The 21946-nt window shown below is 33.1% G+C and carries 23 protein-coding genes; 9 read left to right on the plus strand and 14 right to left on the minus strand.

Annotated elements, in window-relative coordinates:
• Positions 1 to 714 precede the first annotated feature (714 nt).
• On the plus strand, positions 715 to 1857 hold the full coding sequence (locus tag ESZ54_RS05615) for a tyrosine-type recombinase/integrase (RefSeq protein WP_136136684.1): 1143 nt from the start codon (positions 715 to 717) through the stop codon (positions 1855 to 1857).
• Between the two features lie 369 nt (positions 1858 to 2226).
• On the opposite strand, the gene ESZ54_RS05620 is transcribed toward ESZ54_RS05615, so the two are convergent.
• The 7 genes from ESZ54_RS05620 to ESZ54_RS05650 all read right to left on the minus strand — a co-directional run bounded on the left by ESZ54_RS05620 (position 2227) and on the right by ESZ54_RS05650 (position 8437).
• Complete coding sequence (locus ESZ54_RS05620; protein WP_162615107.1) at positions 2227 to 3918, minus strand: DUF2326 domain-containing protein; 1692 nt, start codon at positions 3916 to 3918, stop codon at positions 2227 to 2229.
• Positions 3893 to 4156 (minus strand): ABC-three component system middle component 6, encoded by a 264-nt coding sequence (locus tag ESZ54_RS05625; RefSeq protein WP_136136686.1) that lies wholly within the window; start codon positions 4154 to 4156, stop codon positions 3893 to 3895. The genes ESZ54_RS05620 and ESZ54_RS05625 overlap by 26 nt, the downstream gene beginning before the upstream one ends.
• Entirely contained in the window at positions 4143 to 5132 is a 990-nt protein-coding gene (locus ESZ54_RS05630; protein WP_136136687.1) for a hypothetical protein, read from the minus strand. Before ESZ54_RS05630 ends, ESZ54_RS05625 begins: the two co-directional genes overlap by 14 nt.
• A gap of 286 nt (positions 5133 to 5418) precedes the next feature.
• A complete protein-coding gene (locus ESZ54_RS05635; RefSeq protein WP_136136688.1) occupies positions 5419 to 5670 on the minus strand; it encodes a helix-turn-helix domain-containing protein in 252 nt (83 codons plus the stop codon).
• A gap of 518 nt (positions 5671 to 6188) precedes the next feature.
• Entirely contained in the window at positions 6189 to 6896 is a 708-nt protein-coding gene (locus tag ESZ54_RS05640) for a hypothetical protein (RefSeq protein ID WP_136136689.1), read from the minus strand.
• A 243-nt stretch (positions 6897 to 7139) separates the two neighbouring features.
• Positions 7140 to 8018, minus strand: coding sequence for a DNA replication protein DnaD (locus ESZ54_RS05645; RefSeq protein WP_136136690.1), 879 nt, complete (start codon positions 8016 to 8018; stop codon positions 7140 to 7142).
• Between the two features lie 134 nt (positions 8019 to 8152).
• Positions 8153 to 8437 carry a MerR family transcriptional regulator gene (locus ESZ54_RS05650; protein WP_239433752.1) on the minus strand — a complete coding sequence of 95 codons (285 nt, stop codon included), beginning with the start codon at positions 8435 to 8437 and terminating at the stop codon, positions 8153 to 8155.
• Between the two features lie 175 nt (positions 8438 to 8612).
• Between ESZ54_RS05650 and ESZ54_RS05655 the strand changes: the two genes are divergently transcribed.
• The 3 genes from ESZ54_RS05655 to ESZ54_RS05665 all read left to right on the plus strand — a co-directional run bounded on the left by ESZ54_RS05655 (position 8613) and on the right by ESZ54_RS05665 (position 11294).
• Entirely contained in the window at positions 8613 to 9341 is a 729-nt protein-coding gene (locus ESZ54_RS05655; protein WP_136136692.1) for a hypothetical protein, read from the plus strand.
• A 64-nt stretch (positions 9342 to 9405) separates the two neighbouring features.
• On the plus strand, positions 9406 to 10569 hold the full coding sequence (locus ESZ54_RS05660) for a tyrosine-type recombinase/integrase (RefSeq protein ID WP_136136693.1): 1164 nt from the start codon (positions 9406 to 9408) through the stop codon (positions 10567 to 10569).
• Between the two features lie 26 nt (positions 10570 to 10595).
• A complete protein-coding gene (locus tag ESZ54_RS05665; protein WP_136136694.1) occupies positions 10596 to 11294 on the plus strand; it encodes a hypothetical protein in 699 nt (232 codons plus the stop codon).
• A gap of 97 nt (positions 11295 to 11391) precedes the next feature.
• Here the strand turns inward: ESZ54_RS05665 and sufB are convergent, their stop codons facing one another.
• The 5 genes from sufB to sufC are packed head-to-tail and all read right to left on the minus strand — an operon-like array spanning position 11392 to position 16583.
• Entirely contained in the window at positions 11392 to 12786 is a 1395-nt protein-coding gene (sufB, locus tag ESZ54_RS05670; RefSeq protein ID WP_136136695.1) for a Fe-S cluster assembly protein SufB, read from the minus strand.
• A gap of 15 nt (positions 12787 to 12801) precedes the next feature.
• Entirely contained in the window at positions 12802 to 13275 is a 474-nt protein-coding gene (gene sufU, locus ESZ54_RS05675; RefSeq protein ID WP_136136696.1) for a Fe-S cluster assembly sulfur transfer protein SufU, read from the minus strand.
• The gene (locus tag ESZ54_RS05680) at positions 13262 to 14494 is read right to left on the minus strand and encodes a cysteine desulfurase (protein ID WP_136136697.1); all 1233 of its coding nucleotides are present in this window, start codon (positions 14492 to 14494) and stop codon (positions 13262 to 13264) included. The genes sufU and ESZ54_RS05680 overlap by 14 nt, the downstream gene beginning before the upstream one ends.
• Position 14495: 1 nt before the next feature.
• Positions 14496 to 15785 carry a Fe-S cluster assembly protein SufD gene (gene sufD, locus ESZ54_RS05685; protein ID WP_136136698.1) on the minus strand — a complete coding sequence of 430 codons (1290 nt, stop codon included), beginning with the start codon at positions 15783 to 15785 and terminating at the stop codon, positions 14496 to 14498.
• Positions 15786 to 15809: 24 nt separating this feature from the next.
• Positions 15810 to 16583, minus strand: a complete 774-nt coding sequence (gene sufC / locus ESZ54_RS05690) for a Fe-S cluster assembly ATPase SufC (RefSeq protein ID WP_136136699.1) — start codon at positions 16581 to 16583, stop codon at positions 15810 to 15812.
• 231 nt (positions 16584 to 16814) lie between these two features.
• On the opposite strand from sufC, the gene ESZ54_RS05695 reads away from it, so the two are divergent.
• The 5 genes from ESZ54_RS05695 (at position 16815) to ESZ54_RS05715 (ending at position 21020) form a co-directional block, all read left to right on the plus strand.
• Positions 16815 to 18569 (plus strand): sensor histidine kinase, encoded by a 1755-nt coding sequence (locus ESZ54_RS05695; RefSeq protein ID WP_136136700.1) that lies wholly within the window; start codon positions 16815 to 16817, stop codon positions 18567 to 18569.
• Positions 18570 to 18594: 25 nt separating this feature from the next.
• Positions 18595 to 19329 (plus strand): LytR/AlgR family response regulator transcription factor, encoded by a 735-nt coding sequence (locus tag ESZ54_RS05700; RefSeq protein WP_136136701.1) that lies wholly within the window; start codon positions 18595 to 18597, stop codon positions 19327 to 19329.
• Positions 19330 to 19474: 145 nt separating this feature from the next.
• Complete coding sequence (gene lrgA, locus ESZ54_RS05705; RefSeq protein WP_136136702.1) at positions 19475 to 19960, plus strand: antiholin-like murein hydrolase modulator LrgA; 486 nt, start codon at positions 19475 to 19477, stop codon at positions 19958 to 19960.
• 2 nt (positions 19961 to 19962) lie between these two features.
• The gene (lrgB, locus tag ESZ54_RS05710) at positions 19963 to 20649 is read left to right on the plus strand and encodes an antiholin-like protein LrgB (protein WP_136136703.1); all 687 of its coding nucleotides are present in this window, start codon (positions 19963 to 19965) and stop codon (positions 20647 to 20649) included.
• A 14-nt stretch (positions 20650 to 20663) separates the two neighbouring features.
• Positions 20664 to 21020, plus strand: a complete 357-nt coding sequence (locus ESZ54_RS05715) for a hypothetical protein (RefSeq protein ID WP_136136704.1) — start codon at positions 20664 to 20666, stop codon at positions 21018 to 21020.
• Here the strand turns inward: ESZ54_RS05715 and ESZ54_RS12490 are convergent.
• Both ESZ54_RS12490 and sfsA read right to left on the minus strand, forming a co-directional pair.
• Positions 21008 to 21172: a hypothetical protein gene (locus ESZ54_RS12490; protein WP_162615108.1), complete on the minus strand. Its 165-nt coding sequence runs from the start codon at positions 21170 to 21172 to the stop codon at positions 21008 to 21010. The genes ESZ54_RS05715 and ESZ54_RS12490 overlap by 13 nt on opposite strands.
• Before the next feature lie 56 nt (positions 21173 to 21228).
• Entirely contained in the window at positions 21229 to 21936 is a 708-nt protein-coding gene (gene sfsA, locus ESZ54_RS05720) for a DNA/RNA nuclease SfsA (protein WP_136136705.1), read from the minus strand.
• Positions 21937 to 21946 lie beyond the last annotated feature (10 nt).

Raw genomic sequence — 21946 nt, forward strand, 5'->3', positions numbered from 1 at the left:
AGATATTGACTCAAATCCAAAAAAATTTTAAACAAAATAAAAAAGAGGTATGCTTAGTTACCTCTTTGTCCATCACTTCTAATGGTTTAATTGATATGCCAAGTAAACAGTATTTCCCTTAACTTCATTTTTAGAACAGTCCCAATAACATAACTTACTTGTAATTACCGTTTGTAAAAATCTGTGAACTTTTTTCGATATTTAATACACGCTTCCCATTTTACTCTGATTAGGGACATTTCTACTTCTTTTTTATGTATTTTGTATTTTGCGTTTCGTATCACCTGTTCATTTTATTTTCCTTTAGATTAATCTTTTTTAACTACCTTATACCTCACTTGTAGGCTATTTTTTTGACAAAAAATAACTTATACTTGCTGGTTGATTAATCTATCAAGTCTTTGTCACATCTACTGCATTTTATTTACTTTTAACTGTAATCACAACTAAGAGAGTTTAAAAGCTCAGCTTCTAAGTGGCTTTAGAATAACTGAAAAAAAAATAGTTAACTCAAAAAGCTAGACTTGTAATATGTTTTTAAGTATTTCGACATGCTCTCACTATCTACGAAAAATGATGAAATTGTACCTCAGAACATTTTATAGCATACAGCCTTAATTTCTAAATCCAAAGCCTAGCCTTTAACTAACTTAACTCTAATTTAATTCTAGTAATTACTCGTTATAATAATAAAAAAATTTAGGAGGTATATTTATGGCATCGATCACTAAATACACCAATTCTAAAGGTTCTTTCTGGCAAGTAAGAGCTTTTATTGGTTATAAAGAAGATGGAAGGGAACTGCGCTTAACTAGGAAAGGATTTAAAACTAAAAAAGAAGCTCAAAAAGCTTTAAATCAAGCTATTTCTGATTATGAAACAAAAAAAGCACCTGAATTACAGGTACAATTAACGTTTAAAGAACTTTATGATATATGGTTAGAACAATACCGCTTATCTGTTAAACCTTCTTCTGTCGCTACTGCCAAAAGATACTGTGAATTACATGTTTTACCTGCCTTTGGTCACTTAAAACTAAATAAAATTACTGTAGCTTATTGTCAAAAGCAAGTAAACATCTGGCACTCAAAGTACAAACAGTATAACTATTTAAGAAAAGAAACTCAAAAAATAATGAAATTTGGGGTTTCTAGTGAACTCATGGCTTCAAATCCAATGTCTAAAGTAATAGTATCGCGTAAAAAAGAAATTGACACCCCTGTTAAATTCTACACTAAGAGTGAGTTAATTGATTTTCTAAACTTTTCTAAAGATATATGTAACCCAAAAACATACACCTTTATTCGTCTACTTGCTTTTACTGGGATGCGTAAATCTGAAGCACTTGCTTTACAATGGAAGGACATTGATTTTATTAGTAAAACGCTTAATATTGGTAAAACTGTAGCTATTGATGAGTTTAAACAAGTAATTTTACAAGAGCCTAAAACTCTCAATTCAACTAGAGTAATCAAGTTGGATGAAGGGACAATATCACAATTAGAATCTTGGAAAAGTGAACAAGAAAAACAGCTTAAACTATTAAATGTTAGACAATCTGATAAACAACATATTTTCACTGGGAAGAATAATAGTTTATACTATCCACAAATCATTAATGACTGGTTGAATTGGATTTATGAAAAAGACTCAAAAAAATTATTTCATAAGATTACCCCACATGGTTTCAGATATACTCACTGTAGTCTTCTTTTTGAAAGTGGCGCAAGTATTAAAGAAGTTCAATCGAGACTTGGGCATAAAGACGTTTCAACAACTATGAATATCTATGCCTGCACTACCCCTCAGATGATTGAAAATACAGGTGAGAAGTTTGCGAAATATATAAATTTCTAACTTAAACTTTTATTCTACAATATATATAGTAGAATAAGAAAAAGCCTGCCTTCTCTGCCAGCTTGACACATCCACTAAAAATCTTTGATAACCCCCTTAATTTTTTTTACTTCTAAATGGGTAATATGGTGGGACACTTAAAAAGTTTGTGATAAAAAATAATCAAGAAAGTTGTTAAATCAACTTTCTTGATTAAAATTTCACATCATCCGACGGAGCCTTCCATTAGATTTTTTAATTATCAATGGATAGTAATAAGCTTTAAATCAACATTTTATCATTTCATTTTTTTAAATTACAATGAATGGTATTCAACTAAATTAAACTAAATGGCATTTAGTTTGGCATTAATTTTTTTGAGGAGCTATTTCAGAAATTAAATCTTAATAACTTATTATCTTCTGATAATTTAATACCAAATTTTTCATCAAAAATTTTAAATACATCATGTTGATTGTCAGAAACCAACTGATACTTATTAATTGCAACGATAGCTTGTTTTTGATTATTAATTGCCATTTTATTTAATTCTACTAACATATTTGAAACCTGCCTAGGATCAATCCCGTTGTAGCACGAAGAATCTTGAATTAAAATTTCCAACTCTTTATTAAAATTAAATACTAAATAATCAACTATATTTTTTTTAACTTCAGAAATCCCTTCTCCGGTCTCACCTTGCATGCTTAATTTCAATTCGATTGGTCTTCTTGTTTTATGTCTATCTTTTATTTCGATATCAAAAAAACTAATAATAGATTTACTATATATCTCTTTTACTAAGTTAAACACAAACTCTCGATAACTTTTTATTTTATTCTTTACAACTTCATTTTCTAATTCTAATTTTGACTTAGAGAATGAAGTTGTTAAATTTTTATCTAATTCCGTAATTTCATCGTTTATTTTTTTCACATTTGTCAATTGCCCTTGTTGAAATAATAATTCTTGTAGTCTTAAATTATACTCCCCATACAACTCAATAGACTCTCGGTAAGCTTTATTTTCTGAAAGAATTTTTCCTAATCTATCCAATTCATTAGATAAAACCTCTAATTCTCTTGAGGTTTTTTCTATCAAAAGTGAAGTTCTTTCAATATTTTTCTTTATAGTTTGTTTTCTTTCACTCACTACATTTTTATGGAATTCTTCTACTTCTTCTAATTTTTTTATAACCATTTGTGGCAATTCAACCTCAGCCTTATTAAACATTTTAATTAATTGAGCATTGGTTATTTCGTTGCTATCAACTTCATTAATATAATTTACTAGTCTTTTTTGTTCTATTTTTAATTGTTCTAAATTTTGACTTAATTTTTTAAACTCTATATTTTTAAGCTCATACTCTTTAATACTATCTTCTTTAATTGCAGAAGTCTCTAAGTCAGAGACTTGTTTTGAAATACCATCTAGATTTTTTTGAAGTTCTTCTACAGTCTTATCGATCACAAATATCTTTTCAGTTAGAGTCTCATTCTCCTTTAAAATATCATCAAATTCCTCTGTAAATGCTTTACTTTCTTTTGTTAATTTTTTTAATTCATCCTGAAAGTCATAAATTTTTTGAACTTCTGAACAAAGACTATTTAAATCTAATAATTCTAATAACGCAGTGTAGTCTGATTTATTTGGATTTTCTCTTAAAGAAACTTCACTATTTTTTCTATTTAAAATTATTTGTTTATCTAGATAACTTCTATTTATTTCAAACATAGTTCTATATTCGGTAATAGTTTTCGATTCAGCATTTACAAAAATAGCTTCTTCTTTACTCGCTCCAATAACTCTTTTAACTAAATAACATTTTTCCTTAAATTTTATCTTGGCATGTAACTCAAAGCCATCAATATCTTTTTTCATAGTTTTTGGGTCATTATTGGCTCCAAAAATATAATCAATCATTTTTAAAAATAATGTTTTTCCTAAACTATTAATAGTTGCATTAATATTTTGTGGTTCTTTTATGTCACCATATATAAAAGTTAGTCCTGTTTCCTTAAACTTTATATCTCTAACAATATCTCCACTTTTGTTTTTAATTATCATTTCTAAGATTTTCATTATACACCTCTCCATCACAATTATAAGATATCATGTCTGCCATATACATAAAATCTAATGAAAAGATAAATTTTTGATAGTCTGGAAACTTTATATTAATTCTATTTATATTTCTTTTCGAAAATTTTTCCCATAATTTATCAACAGTTAATGACTGTTTTCCTAGACACTCCAAAATCAATCCGCTGATACCTATGTAGCTTTCAACTAGTGTCAAATATTTATTAGGTGTTAGCATTATTAGGTACCTCCTCTTTTTTAAAAATATCACAATGATCAAACACATAAACTATTAAATACTTTGTTGGAATATCGACAATAAGTTCTTGGTCACAGTGTTTAGATATTTCTTTACATAATGCATCAAATAACTCAATGCCTTCAAGATCTCTAGATAAAATATTATAAGCTGAAATAACGAATTTAACAATATTTTCAAATAGCTCACTCGTATCCGTACTTTTATTCATTGCTGCTACAGCTTCTTCTATTACATAAAGTTTTTCAATAATAAAATTTAACTCTTCTCTCATATCACCAAGATCATTTATATCTATTTTTCTTTGGGTAGAAATTCTACTATAACCAGTTCCTGTTGAAGCCATTATTGTACTACTCATTATTTGATTTCCCAATTGTGTAAGAAAATGATACATAGTTTGATTTGACATTGAAGCAATTGGGTTACCCATTGTTATATTTAAGCTTGATTTAATTATTTCAAAAACATTTAAATCATCTATTTCCCATAATAATCGTTTAACAAAAGATAAATTAGAAACTTTATAAGTAAATTCAAACCCAGTTTTTTTCTTAAGCTCTTCAACTTTTGTATCATAAAATCGTTCCGAATCTTTAGGCAAATTATCATCAAATGTATTAACCAAAAAAATAAATTGTTTTATATCTCCATTCCATTTACCTGTTTTTAATTTATTTAAAAGTTCTTCTAGGTCCTCAGAAAATTTATTTTTCATGTCTTTAGGTAAACTTTCTCTAAGTTGACTTGGTGCATATATTTGATAAAACAACTTTTCTTCTTCTACCCAACCATCATTTTTATCATCACCACCATTTGGTGATGGCATCTCATAAGTTAATCCTTTATATACATAAAATTCTTCAAGTACTCGACCTAAGTGTACTTGAAAATTGAGCTTTGTTAACCCTTGCAGTTTCATACAAATAAACTCAATATTCTCACTCTTACTCATTTTAATCTCCATTTATAATTTAATTTTTAATTCATATTATATCATAATTCTTACACTTCTCATTACTTTATAAAATCAATTTTTAATATTGAAGCAAAGTTAGAAATCTATTTCATGTTACTATTAAATATTAAAGAATAAAGGTTAAGATTTCTAAATAATTATTGATTCTTATTTTTTCCATTCTGAGTTTTTTCTCAACTTTTAATGATCAACAATTTTCTCAAAATTACTGTTTAAGCATTAAACTGTATTCTTGCTGTCCATACTACCACTTTTTATGAATTTACTCTCTTTCTAATATTTTTTCTAGATTAATTAGTAGAATGTTTTTGATCCCAATAAGTTGTTCTAATTTAATATGTTGTTTTCCACTCTCTATCTTAACTAGTGTTTCCCTTGTAATATCAACATCCATCAATTGTAATTGTTTAACCAACTCAGTCTGTCCTATGCCTTTCTCAAGACGAATTCGTCTTATATTACTACCAATAATATTATCGTTATCAATAATTCTCTCTTCCCTCAAGATTAACACACTTTCTGGACTAAAATTAGTCCTTTTTTATTAATCTTAGAGAATTAATATGTTACAATGGGACTAATACTAGTCCACTTAAAGGAGAACATTATGACTTACAATGATATTAAAATTTTTGAGAAAAAAAGATACTCTAGAGTAGTTTTTTCAAAGATTATTATTTCTTTAATTATTGCTTTCTTTCCAATATCAAATCCATATAATTCAAAAATAGGAACTATTTTTCTTACTTATTTAGCTATTTCTATTATCTACACTTGTTTTGCAATATCTAAAAACTACCTGGTCACTATTATTCTAGTATTCCTTGTTCCTATCATCTTTGTTTATCTTGATAACATTACAAAGCAAGGTTACATTTCAAGTAAAACATACATGTACACTAATGTATTTCTACTACTGTTACCTTTTTTATACGATTCTTACACTTTAATATCGCTCGTAATAATGAAAATAAGAGAGAAGAAGCTAAGATAGATTATTTTATCCTAGCTCTTTCCCTCTTATTTTATTTCCTATTCCTCGTAATCATCTAATATATCAACTAAATCAAACCAATCATCATCAGAAAAATGATAATCAAGATTAAGTTTTTTTCGTCTCAAATTTTCATAGTATTTGAGTAGCCTATTAGAAAATTCTGTTAACCTCTCATCACTTAGATTCTTGAAAAAATCATTATTTAAGTAAATCCAGAGGTACTCTTCTATTTCTTCATCTTGATATTTAGATTCTCGAATCATTTCAGTTATAAAAACCAACGAATCATGTATATTCTGATAAACATCTTGAAGCAATACAAATTTAGGGATAGGCAGATGATTTTCCTCATATGCTTTTATTATTTTTACAACTTCATCTTCTGTTAAATCATTACTAGTAAAATGAAAAGCTACTTTTTCTAACCGATCGTATTCTTTTTCCATCAATCCATATATTTCATCCATTCTTCTTTCAAGATGTTCTACTTCTAAATCACTATAAAATTTTTCTGAATTAATTCTTCGAACTATGGAATTTATATTTTTTCCAATGTAGTTTACCTCTCTATATAACTTCCTATAAACAGACATATCTACATTCAACATAAAATGAGAATTAGCAGAATCTATTAGAAATGCTGATATAGTTGCATATCCAAAAAGTTTGGTTTTTTCCTTAATATATTCTTTTTCTTTAGGGTCTAAAGATATCTGTAAATACGTCTTTTTCCTTTTAGTCATTTCCATTCTCCTTTCGAGTAAAACGACAAAAATATTGCTTTAAATTTCATCTGAAATTTGAACTATATTTCAACGGTTTTAGGTGTAACCTAACAAGAAAAAATCTCTGATTTTTGGGATTGTCATGACAAACCCGTTGCTTGCCCTTTTAATAAAGCAAAAACAGTATCATTTTCTATTTTTTATTTTTTGGATAAAACAGAGATAAAAATACTATCCCTGTTTTCTATAATTTTCAAATTTTTAATTCTGGAAAAAATTCAAATTTCTTTCGTTATGAATAGTTTTAACGAGTGAATTCCAATACTCTGTAAAAGATTTATTTAGATAAGCAAACATATTTACTTTTTCTCTGGACTTCACTTTTTTTACGAGCTCCTCTAAAACTATTTCTAGCATTTGATGGGTCAATGATTCGTATTCAGACCCCCTAATCATTACGCCTGTTTTCCTCTCTATTGACGATTTGCTTTGAGAAAGGATTTTGAATATTTGTATTTGCTCTTCTTCTGAAAAGTTATCAACTCTATCCATAATAATTTCTTTAGATTTTGGATCTAGGAAACTAGCAGTTATTGTTTTTTGAAGTTCACTTCTTTTAATCTGACCTGACCTCAACTCATCTACACTACCCTTTTCTAAACTTTCCTGACCTTGACTTTTCTGACCTGACCTCACCTGTGTCTCCAGTTGGTTGTCAGTTGGTATACCAAAAATTTTCTTATAAACTTCTGGCTTCAGCTCCTCTTGTTGTATAGATTTATTAAATTGCTCTAAACTTATTTTTTTTAACTTAGAAATACTATCCGGATATTTATTCAATAGTGTATTTCTATGAATTGATGGCTTATATCTATCAGCTCTTAGTTGTTGATTTATTAACCAATGAGGTAAAAATGCTAACCAATCATCATTTAAAAATACAATAAATTCTTTTTGACATAGAACTTTAACATCATCTTCAGGTGTATTTAACATTTGAGAATATGCATAGGCTTCTACAATTCCATCATCATCGGCATTAACATTCAAATAAAAATATAATAGTTTTGCGGAATCAGACATTTTCATAAAACTAGCATTGTTAACAAATTGTTTGGACATCATTCTTCTTTCTGCCACTAACTTCTCCATTCCAAAGTATCAACATCATTGAAATAATAATAAAAAAATGCTATATTCCAATTGTAAATACTTTTGTATTTATTTTTTGTAAATATGAGTACTGTTTATGCCACCAAGCTAAGAACAGTGCTCTATTTTTGTTTAGACAATAAAAATTTAGATACTTCTTTTTTTGAATATAAATTCCTCCCTCCAATTACAATCATCGGCATCCCTTCATTAACGTATGATCTTAATGTAGTTGAACTAACTCCAACCCAACTTGCCATTTCCTTTTGATTTAAAAATTCCTTGTCTGTTCCAGCGTTATGAATCGCTTGCTGCACTGCTTCATTCGTTAATTCAAAAATATACCTCTGTAATTCTTTTGTCTGAGTTTCATTAAGCATAACTTGAAATCCTGACATTTTTACCATTCCTTTCTTTATTTATTTCTGAGTAGCTCCTCAAAATAATGAGACGAAAAAACGTCTCATCTAGATAAATATATCATCAGAAGAATTATGCGTCAATAAAAACGAGAAGTTTTTTCGTCACATAGTATCAATAATGACTTGTTTGGTTTATAATATTTTTTAATGAGGTGATTTGATGTCTATTGATAAACAAAGTGTCGGTTTGAGGATAAGCAAAATCAGAAAAAATCTAAAAGACTCCAAAACTTCTATGGCTGCTTTCGGAAAACTCCTAACTCCTGTAGCTGACAGAAGTTTAGTTGCAAGATGGGAAAAAGGTATTAATCTACCTAACGAGGATAGATTGCACCAAATTGCTAGTCTTGGCGGAGTTTCCACAGATTATTTACTATTCGGAAAACAATTAAATGGATACGGGAATAAAATAAGAAGTCTCAGAAAAAATGAGTTAAGAATAACTAAATTAGAATTTAGCCGTATCTTTAGGAACACTGGCGATGTAACAGAAAACACTGTTTCAGATTGGGAAAATGAAAATTTATTGCCTACAAAAAGACAATTAGAAATGATTGTATCAATGGCTAGCACTACGATTGATGAATTACTATGGAATGAAGAATCAAACCCAGTCATAGAATCTGTGAAGGAATCTGAGGAAAAAATAAAAGAACTTAATTTAGATTACCTACAAAAAGGTATGAATGAATTTTTAACTGATAGGTTTTTACACATAAAATTAAAAACGATTAAAAATGAGAATCTATCTGAAATATTCAGAGACATCTTAGATTCGATAATTGAAGGTTTAAATGTTGATAAGACCACATCTGAAGATAAAAAATCTGAATTAATAAAAACCTTAACTGAGGAATATAATCAGTTATTAAATGAACGGATAAAATGATATTTAACTCCTGAATTGATTTTTGAAATAGCTCCTCAAAAACAATACAACTAGGAGGTACAACATGGCTTCATTTAAGCAATACACATTAAGCAACGGCAATAAACGTTGGAAATTCCAAGCATATTTAGGTACTCATCCTGTAAAAGGTATACCTGTAAAAACAACTAGAAGTGGTTTTAAGTCCAAAAAAGAAGCACAAATTGCCTTAGCACAACTACAAACAGATTTTGAACAAAATAATCGAGAATTAACTAATCAAGAAAAAATCACTTTTTCAGAACTTTATGATTTGTGGTTAAAACAATATCGACTAAAAGTGAAACCTTCAACGGTTGCTACATCACGTCGATTTGTAGAAAATTATGCGTTACAACACTTTGGTAAATTAAAGTTGGATAAAATCACTGTTAGATATTGTCAAGAAATAGTCAATCTTTGGCATGATCAATACAAACAGTATCATTATTTTAGAAAAGTAGTTGGTCAGGTTCTTCAATTTGGTGTTCAAATGGAGTTAATCGATTCTAACCCTATGAGAAAGACTGTACTGCCCCGTAAAAAAGAAGTGGAGGAATTCCCTAACTTTTACACCAAAGAGCAACTAGAGGTGTTTTTTAAGTGTTTAGAGAGTCATACAGAACAAGTTAGTCGTACTAGCACCAAAATTTTAACTTTTTTCCGTATTTTAGCTTTCACAGGAATGAGAAAATCAGAAGTTCTTGCCTTACAGTGGAAAGATATAGATATTTTCAATCAAAAGCTAACTATTGGAAAAACTCTTGCTATGGACGAGCATAATCAAATAATCATTCAAGAGCCTAAAACCATTAGTTCTCAAAGAGTTATCGCTCTTGATGTTAAAACCATTAAGGTCATAGAACAATGGCGATATAATCAAAAAGAATGGTATTTTAAGTTTGGTTATAATACATCAAAAGATACTCAGTTTCTTTTTACAAACAAATTCAATGAATTGTATTACCCTCAAGCTCCAAATGACTGGTTATATAATATTCTTGAAAAATATGACTTACCTAAAATTACTTTACATGGTTTTAGACATACCCATGCTAGTTTGCTTTTTGAATCTGGAGCAAGTATCAAAGAAGTTCAAGAGCGTTTAGGACATAAAGATGTTAAAACTACTATGAATATTTATACTCATGTTACTCCTGAAAAAGTTAGGGAGACAGGAGAACGATTTGCAAAATATGTTAATTTTTAAAAATTATTTTGAGGGGAGTAATTTTTTTGATAGTTTGGTTAAAAAGCTTTTTTATTGATAACTGGAAAGATATTTTTGAAGTCATTCTTGGTGTTATTAATATTTATTTCGTTATTTTAGTTTACAAAATAAACAAGAAAGATAGTAATCCAAAATTATCTTTTGAAGTAGTAAAACAAAAGGAAATATTTACAGACAAAACGGATATGAGTAGTTTTGAACATAGCAAATACTTTATACAAAATCTTTTATTTGGTCATGAATTAAAACTTTTAGAATGGGAAATTGCTGACACAAAAGCTGGTAGTGGTTTCCCTAAAGATTCTCATTCACCTACTTATATTGATTTATTAATACATAATAAAGCTGATTTCCCAGCAACTAATGTAAAAATTGATATTTCATATGTTATTAAAAAAGTAATATATGAAACTGGCATAGATGAAATTGATATAATTGAAGAGTCTATAGAATTTATAGATTATAAAACTATACAAAACTCAATAAATATTAACTATCTATCTGCAAATTCAGAAACTTGTTATCCATTAGCTATTACAACAGGATGCTATATTTCAGCAGATATATATATTAATAAAGTAACTTCTGATGAGCTAACTTTCATAAAGAAACCAGTTAAAATTTATAGCTATAAGCATGATGCACTATTAAGAGGCTTCAGAGATCCTACCGAGTATAGAAAAGTCTTTGGAGCTATGGAATAATCAAATGGCATTTAATTTGGCATTTACTCTTAAACCACGCAACAAAAAAAGAGCCCAAAACATTGTTAATTCAATGTTTTGGTACTCTTTAAATTTATTAACCAACCGACCCTTCCATCTCATAACTTATCAATCGATTCAACTCAACCGCATATTCCATTGGTAATTCTTTGGTGAACGGTTCGACGAATCCCATGACGATCATCTCTGTAGCTTCTTCTTCTGATAAACCGCGGCTCATCAGGTAGTAAAGTTGTTCTTCAGAGATTTTTGATACTTTGGCCTCGTGCTCTAGGGCAACGTGGCTGTTATGGATTTCATTGAATGGGATGGTATCACTTTTTGATAGTGCGTCCATGATGATCGTGTCACACTCGATATGTGACATTGATCCGGCACTATTTTTGGCAAATGTAACTTGACCTCGGTAGTTCACTTCACCGCCATCTTTTGCGATGGATTTTGAAATGATTGAACTTGAGGTATTTGGTGCGTTATGAATCATTTTAGCACCTGTATCTTGCACTTGATTTGCACCGGCAAATGCGACTGAAAGCATAGTACCACGTGCGCCTTCGCCTTCAAGGTAAACACTTGGGTATTTCATGGTTGCTTTGGCACCTAAGTTGCCGTCAATCCATTCGACTGTTGCGCCAGCATCAGCTTTGGCACGTTTAGTAACTAAGTTATACACGTTATCTGACCAGTTTTGGATGGTTGTATAGCGTGTATACGCGTCTTTAAGGGTAAAGATTTCCACGATTGCGGCATGCAAACTATTACTTGAATAGGTTGGTGCTGTACAGCCTTCGACATAATGCACACTTGCACCTTCATCAACGATGATTAATGTTCGTTCGAATTGACCTGTGTTTTCAGCATTAATACGGAAATAAGTTTGTAAGGGAACATCTACTTTGACGCCTTTTGGTACATAGATAAAAGTTCCGCCTGACCAAACGGCTGAGTTTAGTGCTGCTAATTTATTATCTGATGGTGGCACTAATTTTGAAAAGTATTGTTTAAATAAATCAGGATATTCTTTTAGCGCTGTGTCTGTATCGGTAAAAACAATGCCTAATTTTTTAAATTCATCTTTCATGTTGTGGTAAACCACTTCTGATTCATATTGGGCAGAGGCGCCGGCTAAGTATTTACGCTCAGCTTCTGGAATCCCAATTCTTTCGAATGTTTCTTTAATTTTATCTGGCACGTCATCCCAGTCACGGGCTGGTTTGTCGCTTGCTTGTTGGTAGTACTTAATTTTATCGAAATCTAAATCTGATAAATCCGGTCCCCAAGTTTGCATTGGCATTTTGTTGAACATTTCTAAGGAACGTAAACGGAAATCTAACATCCATTCTGGTTCTTCTTTTCTGGCTGAAATTTCACGGACAATATCTTCTGTTAACCCTTCGCCTGTACTGAAGACAGGTTTGACATCATCATGAAAGCCAAATTTATATTCTTCTAGTTGTGGTACATCACTCATTGGTTACACTCCTTCTTAATCGTCAGTGTGTTTCACTTCATCAACGATTGTTTCATTTTCCTCAATAATACCGCGTTCTAGTGCTTTCCAGGCTAAAGTTGCACACTTGATTCGTGCTGGGAACTTCGCCACACCTGCGAGCATTTGAGCATCACCTAAGGCTTTTTTATTCTCTTTGACATCTTCTCCTTGAACAAGTTCAAGGAATGTCGCGATAGTTTCAATCGCCTCTTTTTCAGTTTTTCCTTTAATTGCATCTGTCATCATACTGGCGCTTGCCATACTGATTGAGCAGCCGTGCCCGTCAAAACGAACGTCTTTAATGACTTGGTCTTCAATTTGTAATTGTAATTGAATCACATCGCCACAAGTTGGGTTATTTAACTCAATTTGGCTTGTCGCCACGTCAAGGACACCCTTATTTTTAGGATGGGCGGTATGATCTAAAATGACTTGGCGGTAAAGATTGTCTAATCTAGATAAAGCCATGACCGAAAAACTCCTTTGTCGCATGAATCGCTTCAATTAAACGATCTGCATCTTCTTTAGTATTGTAGAAATAAAAACTAGCACGCGCTGTTGATTGAACGCCTAAATATGATAGTAAAGGTTGTGCGCAATGATGTCCTGCTCGAACAGCGACCCCTTCCATATCAAGTGCAGTTGATAAATCATGGGGATGCAAGCCGTCAATATTAAAAGCAATGACACCCGTATGTTTTGCTGGATCACTTGGTCCATAGACTATGACGCCGTCAATTTCTAGCAATTTTGGTAGCACATAATTAACTAATTCTTGTTCATAGTGATGAATATTATCCATCCCTAATTCAGTCAAGTAATCAATCGCAGCACCTAATGCAATCGCGCCCGCAATATTGGGTGTCCCTGCTTCAAATTTATAAGGCAGTTCTGCCCAAGTACTGTGATCATGATAAACAAAATCGATCATCTCGCCCCCAAACTCAACGGGGTCCATGATTTCTAACCATTTCTTTTTACCATATAACACGCCGATTCCGGTTGGTCCACACATTTTATGGCCACTAAAGGCATAAAAGTCGGCATCTAACGCTTGGACATCGACTGCCATATGCGGAACTGATTGTGCTCCGTCAACAATCATCACGGCTCCAACTTTATGAGCTAATTCAGTGATCGTCGCGATTGGATTGACTACCCCTAACACGTTTGAAACATGTGCCAGTGAGACAATTTTTGTTTTAGCGGTAATTTTAGCGCGCGCATCTTCTAAATCAAGTTCACCCTCAGGCGTTAAGTCGATATAGACTAAGGTTGCGCCTGTTCGTTTGGCCAGTTCTTGCCAAGGGACGACATTCGAATGATGTTCCATTTGTGAAATGACGATTTCGTCTCCTGCAGAAACAAGTTTGTCACCTAAGCCACGGGCTACCCAGTTTAAACCGGTTGTCGTACCACGTGTAAATAGAATTTCACAGACATGCTCAGCATGAATAAATTGACGCACTTTCTCGCGTGAAGTTTCATATTGACTTGTTGCTCTTTCAGCTAACGTATGGACGCCACGATGGACATTGGCATTATTATGTTCGTAATAGTGATTCAAGACTTCTAACACTTGTTTTGGCTTTTGCGCAGTTGCGGCATTATCCAAATAAACAAAGGGTTCATCATTGACTTCTTGAAATAAAATCGGAAAATCTTGTTTGATTTTTTCTACGTTCATATTAGTCAGCCAGCTTTCTATCAATCACATCAACAAATTCCTTTTGAATATGTTTCACTGGGATAGCTGTAATAACAGAACCTAAAAATCCTCTCGTTACAAGTCTTTCGGCTTCTTTTTGTGGTAAGCCACGACTCATTAAATAATATAATTCTTCTGGATCTAAACGACCAGCACTGGCAGCATGTCCCGCTGTTACTTCAAATTCATCGATCAATAAAATTGGGTTCGCATCACCGCGAGCTTGATCTGAAAGCATTAATACACGACTCTCTTGTTGTGCATCTGCTCCCTTGGCTCCTTTAAGGATATGTCCGATACCATTGAAAGTTAAAGTGCCACGATCACGGATCACACCATGTTGTAAAATATGGCCGATTGAATGTGGCGCTTTATTGGTTACGCGTGTATCAATACCTTGACGTTGACGGCCAGAACTAATTGCGACTACTTTTGTTTCGGCATGTGAGCCTTCACCAATTAAGTCAGAATCAAAGTCCGCAATCACATCACCATCATTCATCACACCTAATGCCCAGTCGACACTTGCGTCACGCATGACATAGCCACGACGATTGATATATGAACTCACTGATTCACCTAAACGGTCAATCGCAGCATATTTAACTTTCGCACCTGGTTTAGCGATCACTTCGACCACAACGTTGGCAGACAATTTTTCATCAGTTGTTCCAGATGATTGCATGCGTTCAACATATGTTAATTCACTATTTTCATCAGCAACGATTAAAACGTGTTTGATAAAGGCACTATTATCTTGTGCATTATGGTAAAACAATGCTTCGAAAGCATCCTTAACCACGACATTTTTAGGAACATATAAGAAGACACCACCATTTAACATTGCGGCATGAAAGGATGTTAAACGATCTTCATCGTATTTAACCGCTTTTGTCATGAAGTATTCCTTCATTAAATCGCCATGTTCTTGGAAAGCCGTAAAGATATCAGTAAAGATGACACCTTGTTCGATTAATTCAGAAGATAATTGTTCGTACATCGTTGTCGTACGACCTTGAATAATCAATGGATTGTCTTCTAATTCATCAAAAGCTGGTAAAACAAGATCTCCAATCAGTTCCTCATTCAAGTTACCCACGTTCATAAGTGGCCAGCGATGATATTTCACTCGTTCAATTTTTGGTAATGGTAACGTTTCAGCTTTTTCTAAAGCACTTAAACGCATTTCTAACAGCCATTGAGGCTCTTCTTGACTCGCTGAGAATAACGTAATGTCGTCAAGATATTTATTTAATTCTACTGATTTCATGCTATCTTGTCCTCTCTTTACGATTTATTCAGCTGATTCTTTAAAATCAATGCCTAATTCTTCACCAATGCCTTTGTAGCCTTCTGCTTCTAAGCGTTTTGCTAAATCGGCATTGCCTGTTAATACAACGCGGCCATCCATCATAATGTGAACCACATCTGGCACGATATAATTTAATAAACGTTGATAGTGAGTGATTATGAGTGAACCAAAGTTATCACCGCGCATGTTGTTGACACCTTTTGAAACAACTTGTAAAGCATCAATATCAAGACCTGAGTCAATTTCATCTAGAATAGCGAAAGTTGGTTCAAGCATTAATAATTGTAAAATTTCGTTACGTTTTTTCTCACCACCAGAGAAGCCTTCGTTTAAGTAACGCTCTGCCATCTCTTCAGGCATATCTAATAACGCCATTTTTTCATCTAATTTATCTAAAAAGTCCATCACTGAAATTTTATCATCTTCAGCACGTTTGGCATTAATTGCTGCACGCATAAATTCAGCATTGGTAATACCAGGAATTTCACTAGGATATTGTACGGCTAAAAATAGACCCGCACGTGCACGTTCATCAACTTCCATTTCCAATACGTTTTCACCGTCTAAAAGAATCTCTCCTTCAGTCACGTCATAGTTTGGATTACCCATGATTGCTGCGGAAAGAGTTGATTTACCAGTTCCGTTTGGTCCCATGATAGCGTGAATTTCTCCTGTTTTCATCGTCAGGTTCACACCTTTTAAAATCTCTTTATCTTCAATCGATACATGTAAATTTTTAATTTCTAAAACGGACATACTAATCCCTCCATCTGTTAATAAACTACTCTTCAATTCTAGCCTAATTGAGAACGTATTTCAAATCTAAAATGCAACAATTGTTGTCTATTCTGTCGTTTCCGATTATTTCACATACTTTTATAAATAATAATTAGTTTAATTAAGCAAGCTCCCTATACAAAGTCGGGTTTTCACTATACACTAGTGTTAAAAAATATTTATCTAGCGTTACTTGATTAGGAGGTTACCATGTTAGAACTATTTATTTTAATGGTGGAACGTGTTGGGATTATTATCTTATTAGCGTTTCTACTTGTGAACGTCCCCTTTTTTAAACAGATTCTTTTAAGTCGTGAAAAATGGACGTCTAAATTGGTTTTAATTTTTATTTTTGCACTTTTCACTTTTATTTCGAATTTGACTGGTATCCAAATTGCCAATAATGAAATTATTCCGAGTAATATTTTAACTGACATTGCGTCAAATACCTCAATCGCAAATACGCGGACACTCGCGATTGGCGTTTCTGGCATTGTGGGCGGTCCCATTGTTGGGACTGCTGTTGGCTTTATCGGTGGGATTCACAGGATGCTACAGGGAAGTTCCGCGAGTTCTTTCTACATCCCCTCTTCAGTATTAGTAGGGGTGATTGCGGGGTTACTTGGTAAAAAAGTAGCTCAGAAAAATAAGTTTCCTTCTCCACTTCAAGGTGCTTTAATTGGTGCCTTAGTCGAGAGTGTCCAAATGTTTTTTGTCATGTTGTTTACCAGTGATAACTTAACGCACGGCATCGAACTTGTCTCTTTGATTGCTTTACCAATGATTATTTTAAATAGTATTGGCACCTACATCTTCCTCTCGATTTTAACGATTACCTTGAAGCAAGAGGAACAAGCAAAGGCTGTTCAAACCCATGATGTTTTGGAACTTGCTGCGCAAACGCTACCCTATTTCCGTTCTGGATTAAATGAGACTTCAAGTCAAGAAGTTGCGAAAATCATCAAACACTATACGAAAGTCAGTGCGATTAGTATTACAAATACTCACCAAATCTTAGCGCATGTTGGCGCGGGTGACGATCATCATATTCAAGATTTGGAATTGCTGACTGAATTATCGAAAAAAGTGTTACAAACTGGGGAAATTACGGTTGTACATCAAAAAGAAGGCATCGGCTGTCAACATCCCGATTGCCCATTAGAAGCCGCCATTGTCATTCCGTTAATCATTCAAGATGAAGTGATCGGTACACTCAAAATGTACTTTACTGATGCGGATCAATTGACGCATGTAGAAGAACAGTTAGCTGAAGGACTTGGTTCAATCTTTTCTTCGCAAATTGAACTGGGAAAAGCCGAAGAACAGTCAAAACTACTTAAAGAAGCTGAAATCAAGTCGCTCCAAGCACAGGTTAATCCGCACTTTTTCTTCAATGCAATCAATACAATTTCGGCTTTGATGCGACGAAATAGTGAACAAGCACGCGAATTATTATTACAATTAAGCACCTATTTCCGAGGTAACTTACAAGGTGCACGGCAAACGCTGATTCCTTTACAACAGGAATTAGCACAAGTTGACGCGTATTTAGCACTCGAATCAGCCCGTTTTCCTAATCGATTTGAGATTAATTTCAACATTGAACCTGGTCTCGAAGATGCGTTGGTCCCACCATATGCCGTCCAGATTTTAATCGAAAATACGATTAAACATGCCTTTTTGGGTAGAAAAGACGCGAATCAAGCGACGGTTACTATATCTAGTAACCAAGATATTATTACAATTTCAGTCAGTGATAACGGCATTGGTATCCCGTTAGACCGTTTACCTCTTCTCGGAAATAAACAAGTCGGTTCTGAGAAAGGAACGGGGACTGCCTTAGAAAACCTTTCACGTCGACTTCAAAACCTATTTGGCTCAAAAGCCACTTTTAAATGCTATAATCGAATCGAAGGTGGTGCAAACTTTACGATTAGTTTCCCACACCACAAAAGTGAAGCATAACTTTATGAAATGGAGTTAATTTATCATGCATGTCTTAATTGTTGACGATGAACCTCTCGCAAGAGAAGAACTACACTATTTAATTTCACAGCATCCAGCAATCACTACAATTACAGAAGCAGATTCAGTTGAAACTGCGCTGAATGCCATCATGGACCAAAAACCCGACCTTTTATTCCTTGATATCCAACTTTCTGGAGAATCAGGTTTTGATTTAGCGAATAAACTTATCAAATTAAAACAGCCGCCCTATCTTGTCTTTGCCACGGCTTATGATGATTATGCTTTAAAAGCATTTCAGGTTAACGCAAATGACTATCTCTTAAAGCCATTCGAAGAATCCAAGGTCTTAAAAGTGATTGAGAAAGCATTAAATCAACAAAACAATCAAAATAATCAAACTGATAATAAAACACAAGCGAATAATGTTGTTGAAGCCATTCCAATCCAAGGCGAAGATCGTATTTATCTCTTACATCCGCAAGAAATCTATCTTGTTTCTGTTGATGACAAAGAACTTACGGTTCACACGAATAGTGACACTTATCAAACACCTGGTACTTTAAGTGGGATTGAGAAAAAATTGCCACAACAGCTATTTCTCAAAACACACCGTAGCTATATTCTGAATGTGACGAAAGTCCAAGAAATCCAACCTTGGTTTAACCATACACTACAAGTGACCTTGGATAATGGCTTAAAAGTACCGGTTAGTCGCTCTTACGTAAAAACATTGAAAGAATATTTTGGATTAAATTAAAAGAAGACCACCTAAAATATGATGTATTTTGGGTGGTCATTTTTGTATTCTACGTCGAGTAGCTTGCATTTGACGAAAAATCGAGCTCAAGCGCTTTCTTTCCACCTATACTAAGAGTGTCAAAAGAATATAGGAGTGAATTTAGATGGAAAATACAAAACATTCAAAACTTATTAAAGAACAAACAAGCAAGGAAAAAGCCGCCACACCGGCAACATTTTTATCACAAGCTTTTATTTTCTCTTTCATCTTACTTATTTCAAATGGCATTTCTGCAATCTTACCTTTCCCAATGCCTGCATCAGTAATTGGTTTAATCTTACTTTTTATTGCATTATCAACGCATGTTGTCAAACTAGAACAAGTTGAAAGTGTCGGTAACAAACTTTCTGCCATTCTTTCATTTTTATTTGTTCCTTCTGGAATTTCATTAATTAACTCATTAGACATCATGCGCACCAGTGGTCTCCAAATACTACTCATCATCTTTGTTGCTACTTTTGTCCTACTCGCATTAATTGGTTGGAGTTCAGATTTCCTTTTAAAAGTTCGCCGAGCTTCTAGCGAAGAAAAAGCTACCGAGCAAGTCAGTCTTAAACAAGCTACACAACACGTTAAGGAGGTTCGTTAATCATGACACCATATGTCGGTATTATTATTTCACTTGTTTCATTCGGAATTGGGACTTATCTTTTCAAAAAAACCAATAAGTTCTTTCTCTTTACCCCATTATTTGTCGCTATGATCTTAGGTGTACTGATCTTAAAGGTTACTGGCATCAGCTATGAAGACTACAATCAAGGTGGAAAAGTCATCAGCTTTTTCTTAGAACCTGCAACGATTGCTTTTGCAATTCCACTTTATAAAAAACGCGACATCTTAAAAAAATATTGGCTTGAAATTACATCTGCTATCGTAATTGGTTCATTGGTTTCTGTAATTAGTATCATTGCTGTTGGACGGGTGATTGCAATGGACGGTAAAATGATTAGTTCACTCTTACCTCAAGCTGCAACGACTGCCATTGCAATTCCTGTAGCTGAATCAATCGGCGGGATTGCATCTCTAACTGCCTTTTCTGTTATTTTCAATGCTGTGATTGTTTTTGCACTTGGTCAAGCAGCTCTTAAATTATTCCATATCAATGATCCTATTTCGAAAGGTTTAGCTCTTGGTGCGTCAGGACATGCATTAGGTGTTGCCGTTGCAATGGATATGGGTGAGACCGAGACTGCGATGGCTAGTATCTCTGTTGTTATTATTGGTGTCATTGTAGTCGTCGTAGTACCGTTAGCTCATGCATTCTTAGGCATCATGTAGGAGGGGTAAAAACAATGAAATATAATTTATTAGCAACCCAAGAAGCTATCTCAAGTTATGACAATACGCAGACTACTTTAACACTCTACAAAATTTACGAAGTCTATCGTCATGCAGATTTATTTAATCTGTCTCCCAACGAATTAAACTTAAAAGAACTGGTCTTGTTAGATGATAACAAAGAAGAGTTATTAAGCATTGATGCTCACAATTTTGATCAAAACGTTCAATTTAAAGATACCTTAGAATCATATTTTAGAGTGCCTTATCGACGCTTATGTTTTGATATTCCTGTCGTTATTGAAGTCCTTCCTGAAATGAGTTTAGCTGATTTCAAAGCTGACATCTTAAATAAATATCAAACAATTTGAAAAAACTCAACAAGATTGGTTGAGGCAATCACACTTTTAGCATTAGGATATTTACTTGAAAAATCTTTTTCTTGGTCTTCATTTCTTGAATAGACTGCGCTTAATTGATACTCGCCACTTGTGGTTGCTGCGCCTACAAATTCGCGGGTCATCCAATTTGATCCAATAATTCCTAAATTTAAAACAAGTAACTCAACCTTTCTATTTCCTATAATAATTTAAATGGGACTTGTTCTTTAATAACTACTTCATCATGAGTAACGTTACAATTGTAAGCTAATACTTCTAGCCCCTGTTCCATGCCCTTTTGAAAGCTAACTTGCAAATCAGGCTGCATCTCTTTATTAATGGTCGCTACATCAATATTTTCAAATTGAACTACAAATAACACAGCTCTTAAATAGCCATCTTCTTTGGCACCGATCAAAGTTTCTACATGTTTAAGACCTCTTAACGTCGGCGCATCTGGAAATGAGCCTATCCTATTGGCTTCTAGAGTCATCCCTTTTACTTCAACTAGGAGTTTTTCACCTAAATCTGTTTCAATTAAAAAATCAATTCTTGAATCTTTATACGTGAACTCTCTTTTTAGATTCGTCACTTTGCCCCTTAGTATGGCAAATTTTATCAGATTTTGCTTGATACCTTCTTCAACCAAGTCATTAGGGAGTTGACTGTCAATATTGAACCAAGCGTCCTCTTTTTTGACAGATACTAAATCATACTTGGTTTTTCTTGTTGCTTTATCTTGGAAATTAACAGCAACTTGAACGCCTGGTATTAGTAGTTCTTTACACCTTCCAGTATTTTTGACATGAGTTATAATTTCTTCACCCATGTCTTTTACGCAAGTCGCGATAAATCTATTTTGTCTTTCTTTAAAGGTTACGATTTCAATTTCAGCATATCTAGCCATCTCTTTACTC

Origin of the sequence: Vagococcus silagei, assembly GCF_004795745.1 — a bacterium.
Classification (GTDB): domain Bacteria; phylum Bacillota; class Bacilli; order Lactobacillales; family Vagococcaceae; genus Vagococcus; species Vagococcus silagei.

Coding starts and splice junctions, on each gene's coding strand:
- ESZ54_RS05615 (WP_136136684.1), top strand. CDS start 715: ATGGCATCGATCACTAAATACACCAATTCTAAAGGTTCTTTCTGGCAA.
- ESZ54_RS05620 (WP_162615107.1), bottom strand. CDS start 3,918: ATGAAAATCTTAGAAATGATAATTAAAAACAAAAGTGGAGATATTGTT.
- ESZ54_RS05625 (WP_136136686.1), bottom strand. CDS start 4,156: ATGCTAACACCTAATAAATATTTGACACTAGTTGAAAGCTACATAGGT.
- ESZ54_RS05630 (WP_136136687.1), bottom strand. CDS start 5,132: ATGAGTAAGAGTGAGAATATTGAGTTTATTTGTATGAAACTGCAAGGG.
- ESZ54_RS05640 (WP_136136689.1), bottom strand. CDS start 6,896: ATGACTAAAAGGAAAAAGACGTATTTACAGATATCTTTAGACCCTAAA.
- ESZ54_RS05650 (WP_239433752.1), bottom strand. CDS start 8,437: ATGGTAAAAATGTCAGGATTTCAAGTTATGCTTAATGAAACTCAGACA.
- ESZ54_RS05655 (WP_136136692.1), top strand. CDS start 8,613: ATGTCTATTGATAAACAAAGTGTCGGTTTGAGGATAAGCAAAATCAGA.
- ESZ54_RS05660 (WP_136136693.1), top strand. CDS start 9,406: ATGGCTTCATTTAAGCAATACACATTAAGCAACGGCAATAAACGTTGG.
- sufB (WP_136136695.1), bottom strand. CDS start 12,786: ATGAGTGATGTACCACAACTAGAAGAATATAAATTTGGCTTTCATGAT.
- sufU (WP_136136696.1), bottom strand. CDS start 13,275: ATGGCTTTATCTAGATTAGACAATCTTTACCGCCAAGTCATTTTAGAT.
- ESZ54_RS05680 (WP_136136697.1), bottom strand. CDS start 14,494: ATGAACGTAGAAAAAATCAAACAAGATTTTCCGATTTTATTTCAAGAA.
- sufD (WP_136136698.1), bottom strand. CDS start 15,785: ATGAAATCAGTAGAATTAAATAAATATCTTGACGACATTACGTTATTC.
- sufC (WP_136136699.1), bottom strand. CDS start 16,583: ATGTCCGTTTTAGAAATTAAAAATTTACATGTATCGATTGAAGATAAA.
- ESZ54_RS05695 (WP_136136700.1), top strand. CDS start 16,815: ATGTTAGAACTATTTATTTTAATGGTGGAACGTGTTGGGATTATTATC.
- ESZ54_RS05700 (WP_136136701.1), top strand. CDS start 18,595: ATGCATGTCTTAATTGTTGACGATGAACCTCTCGCAAGAGAAGAACTA.
- lrgA (WP_136136702.1), top strand. CDS start 19,475: ATGGAAAATACAAAACATTCAAAACTTATTAAAGAACAAACAAGCAAG.
- lrgB (WP_136136703.1), top strand. CDS start 19,963: ATGACACCATATGTCGGTATTATTATTTCACTTGTTTCATTCGGAATT.
- ESZ54_RS05715 (WP_136136704.1), top strand. CDS start 20,664: ATGAAATATAATTTATTAGCAACCCAAGAAGCTATCTCAAGTTATGAC.
- ESZ54_RS12490 (WP_162615108.1), bottom strand. CDS start 21,172: ATGACCCGCGAATTTGTAGGCGCAGCAACCACAAGTGGCGAGTATCAA.
- sfsA (WP_136136705.1), bottom strand. CDS start 21,936: ATGGCTAGATATGCTGAAATTGAAATCGTAACCTTTAAAGAAAGACAA.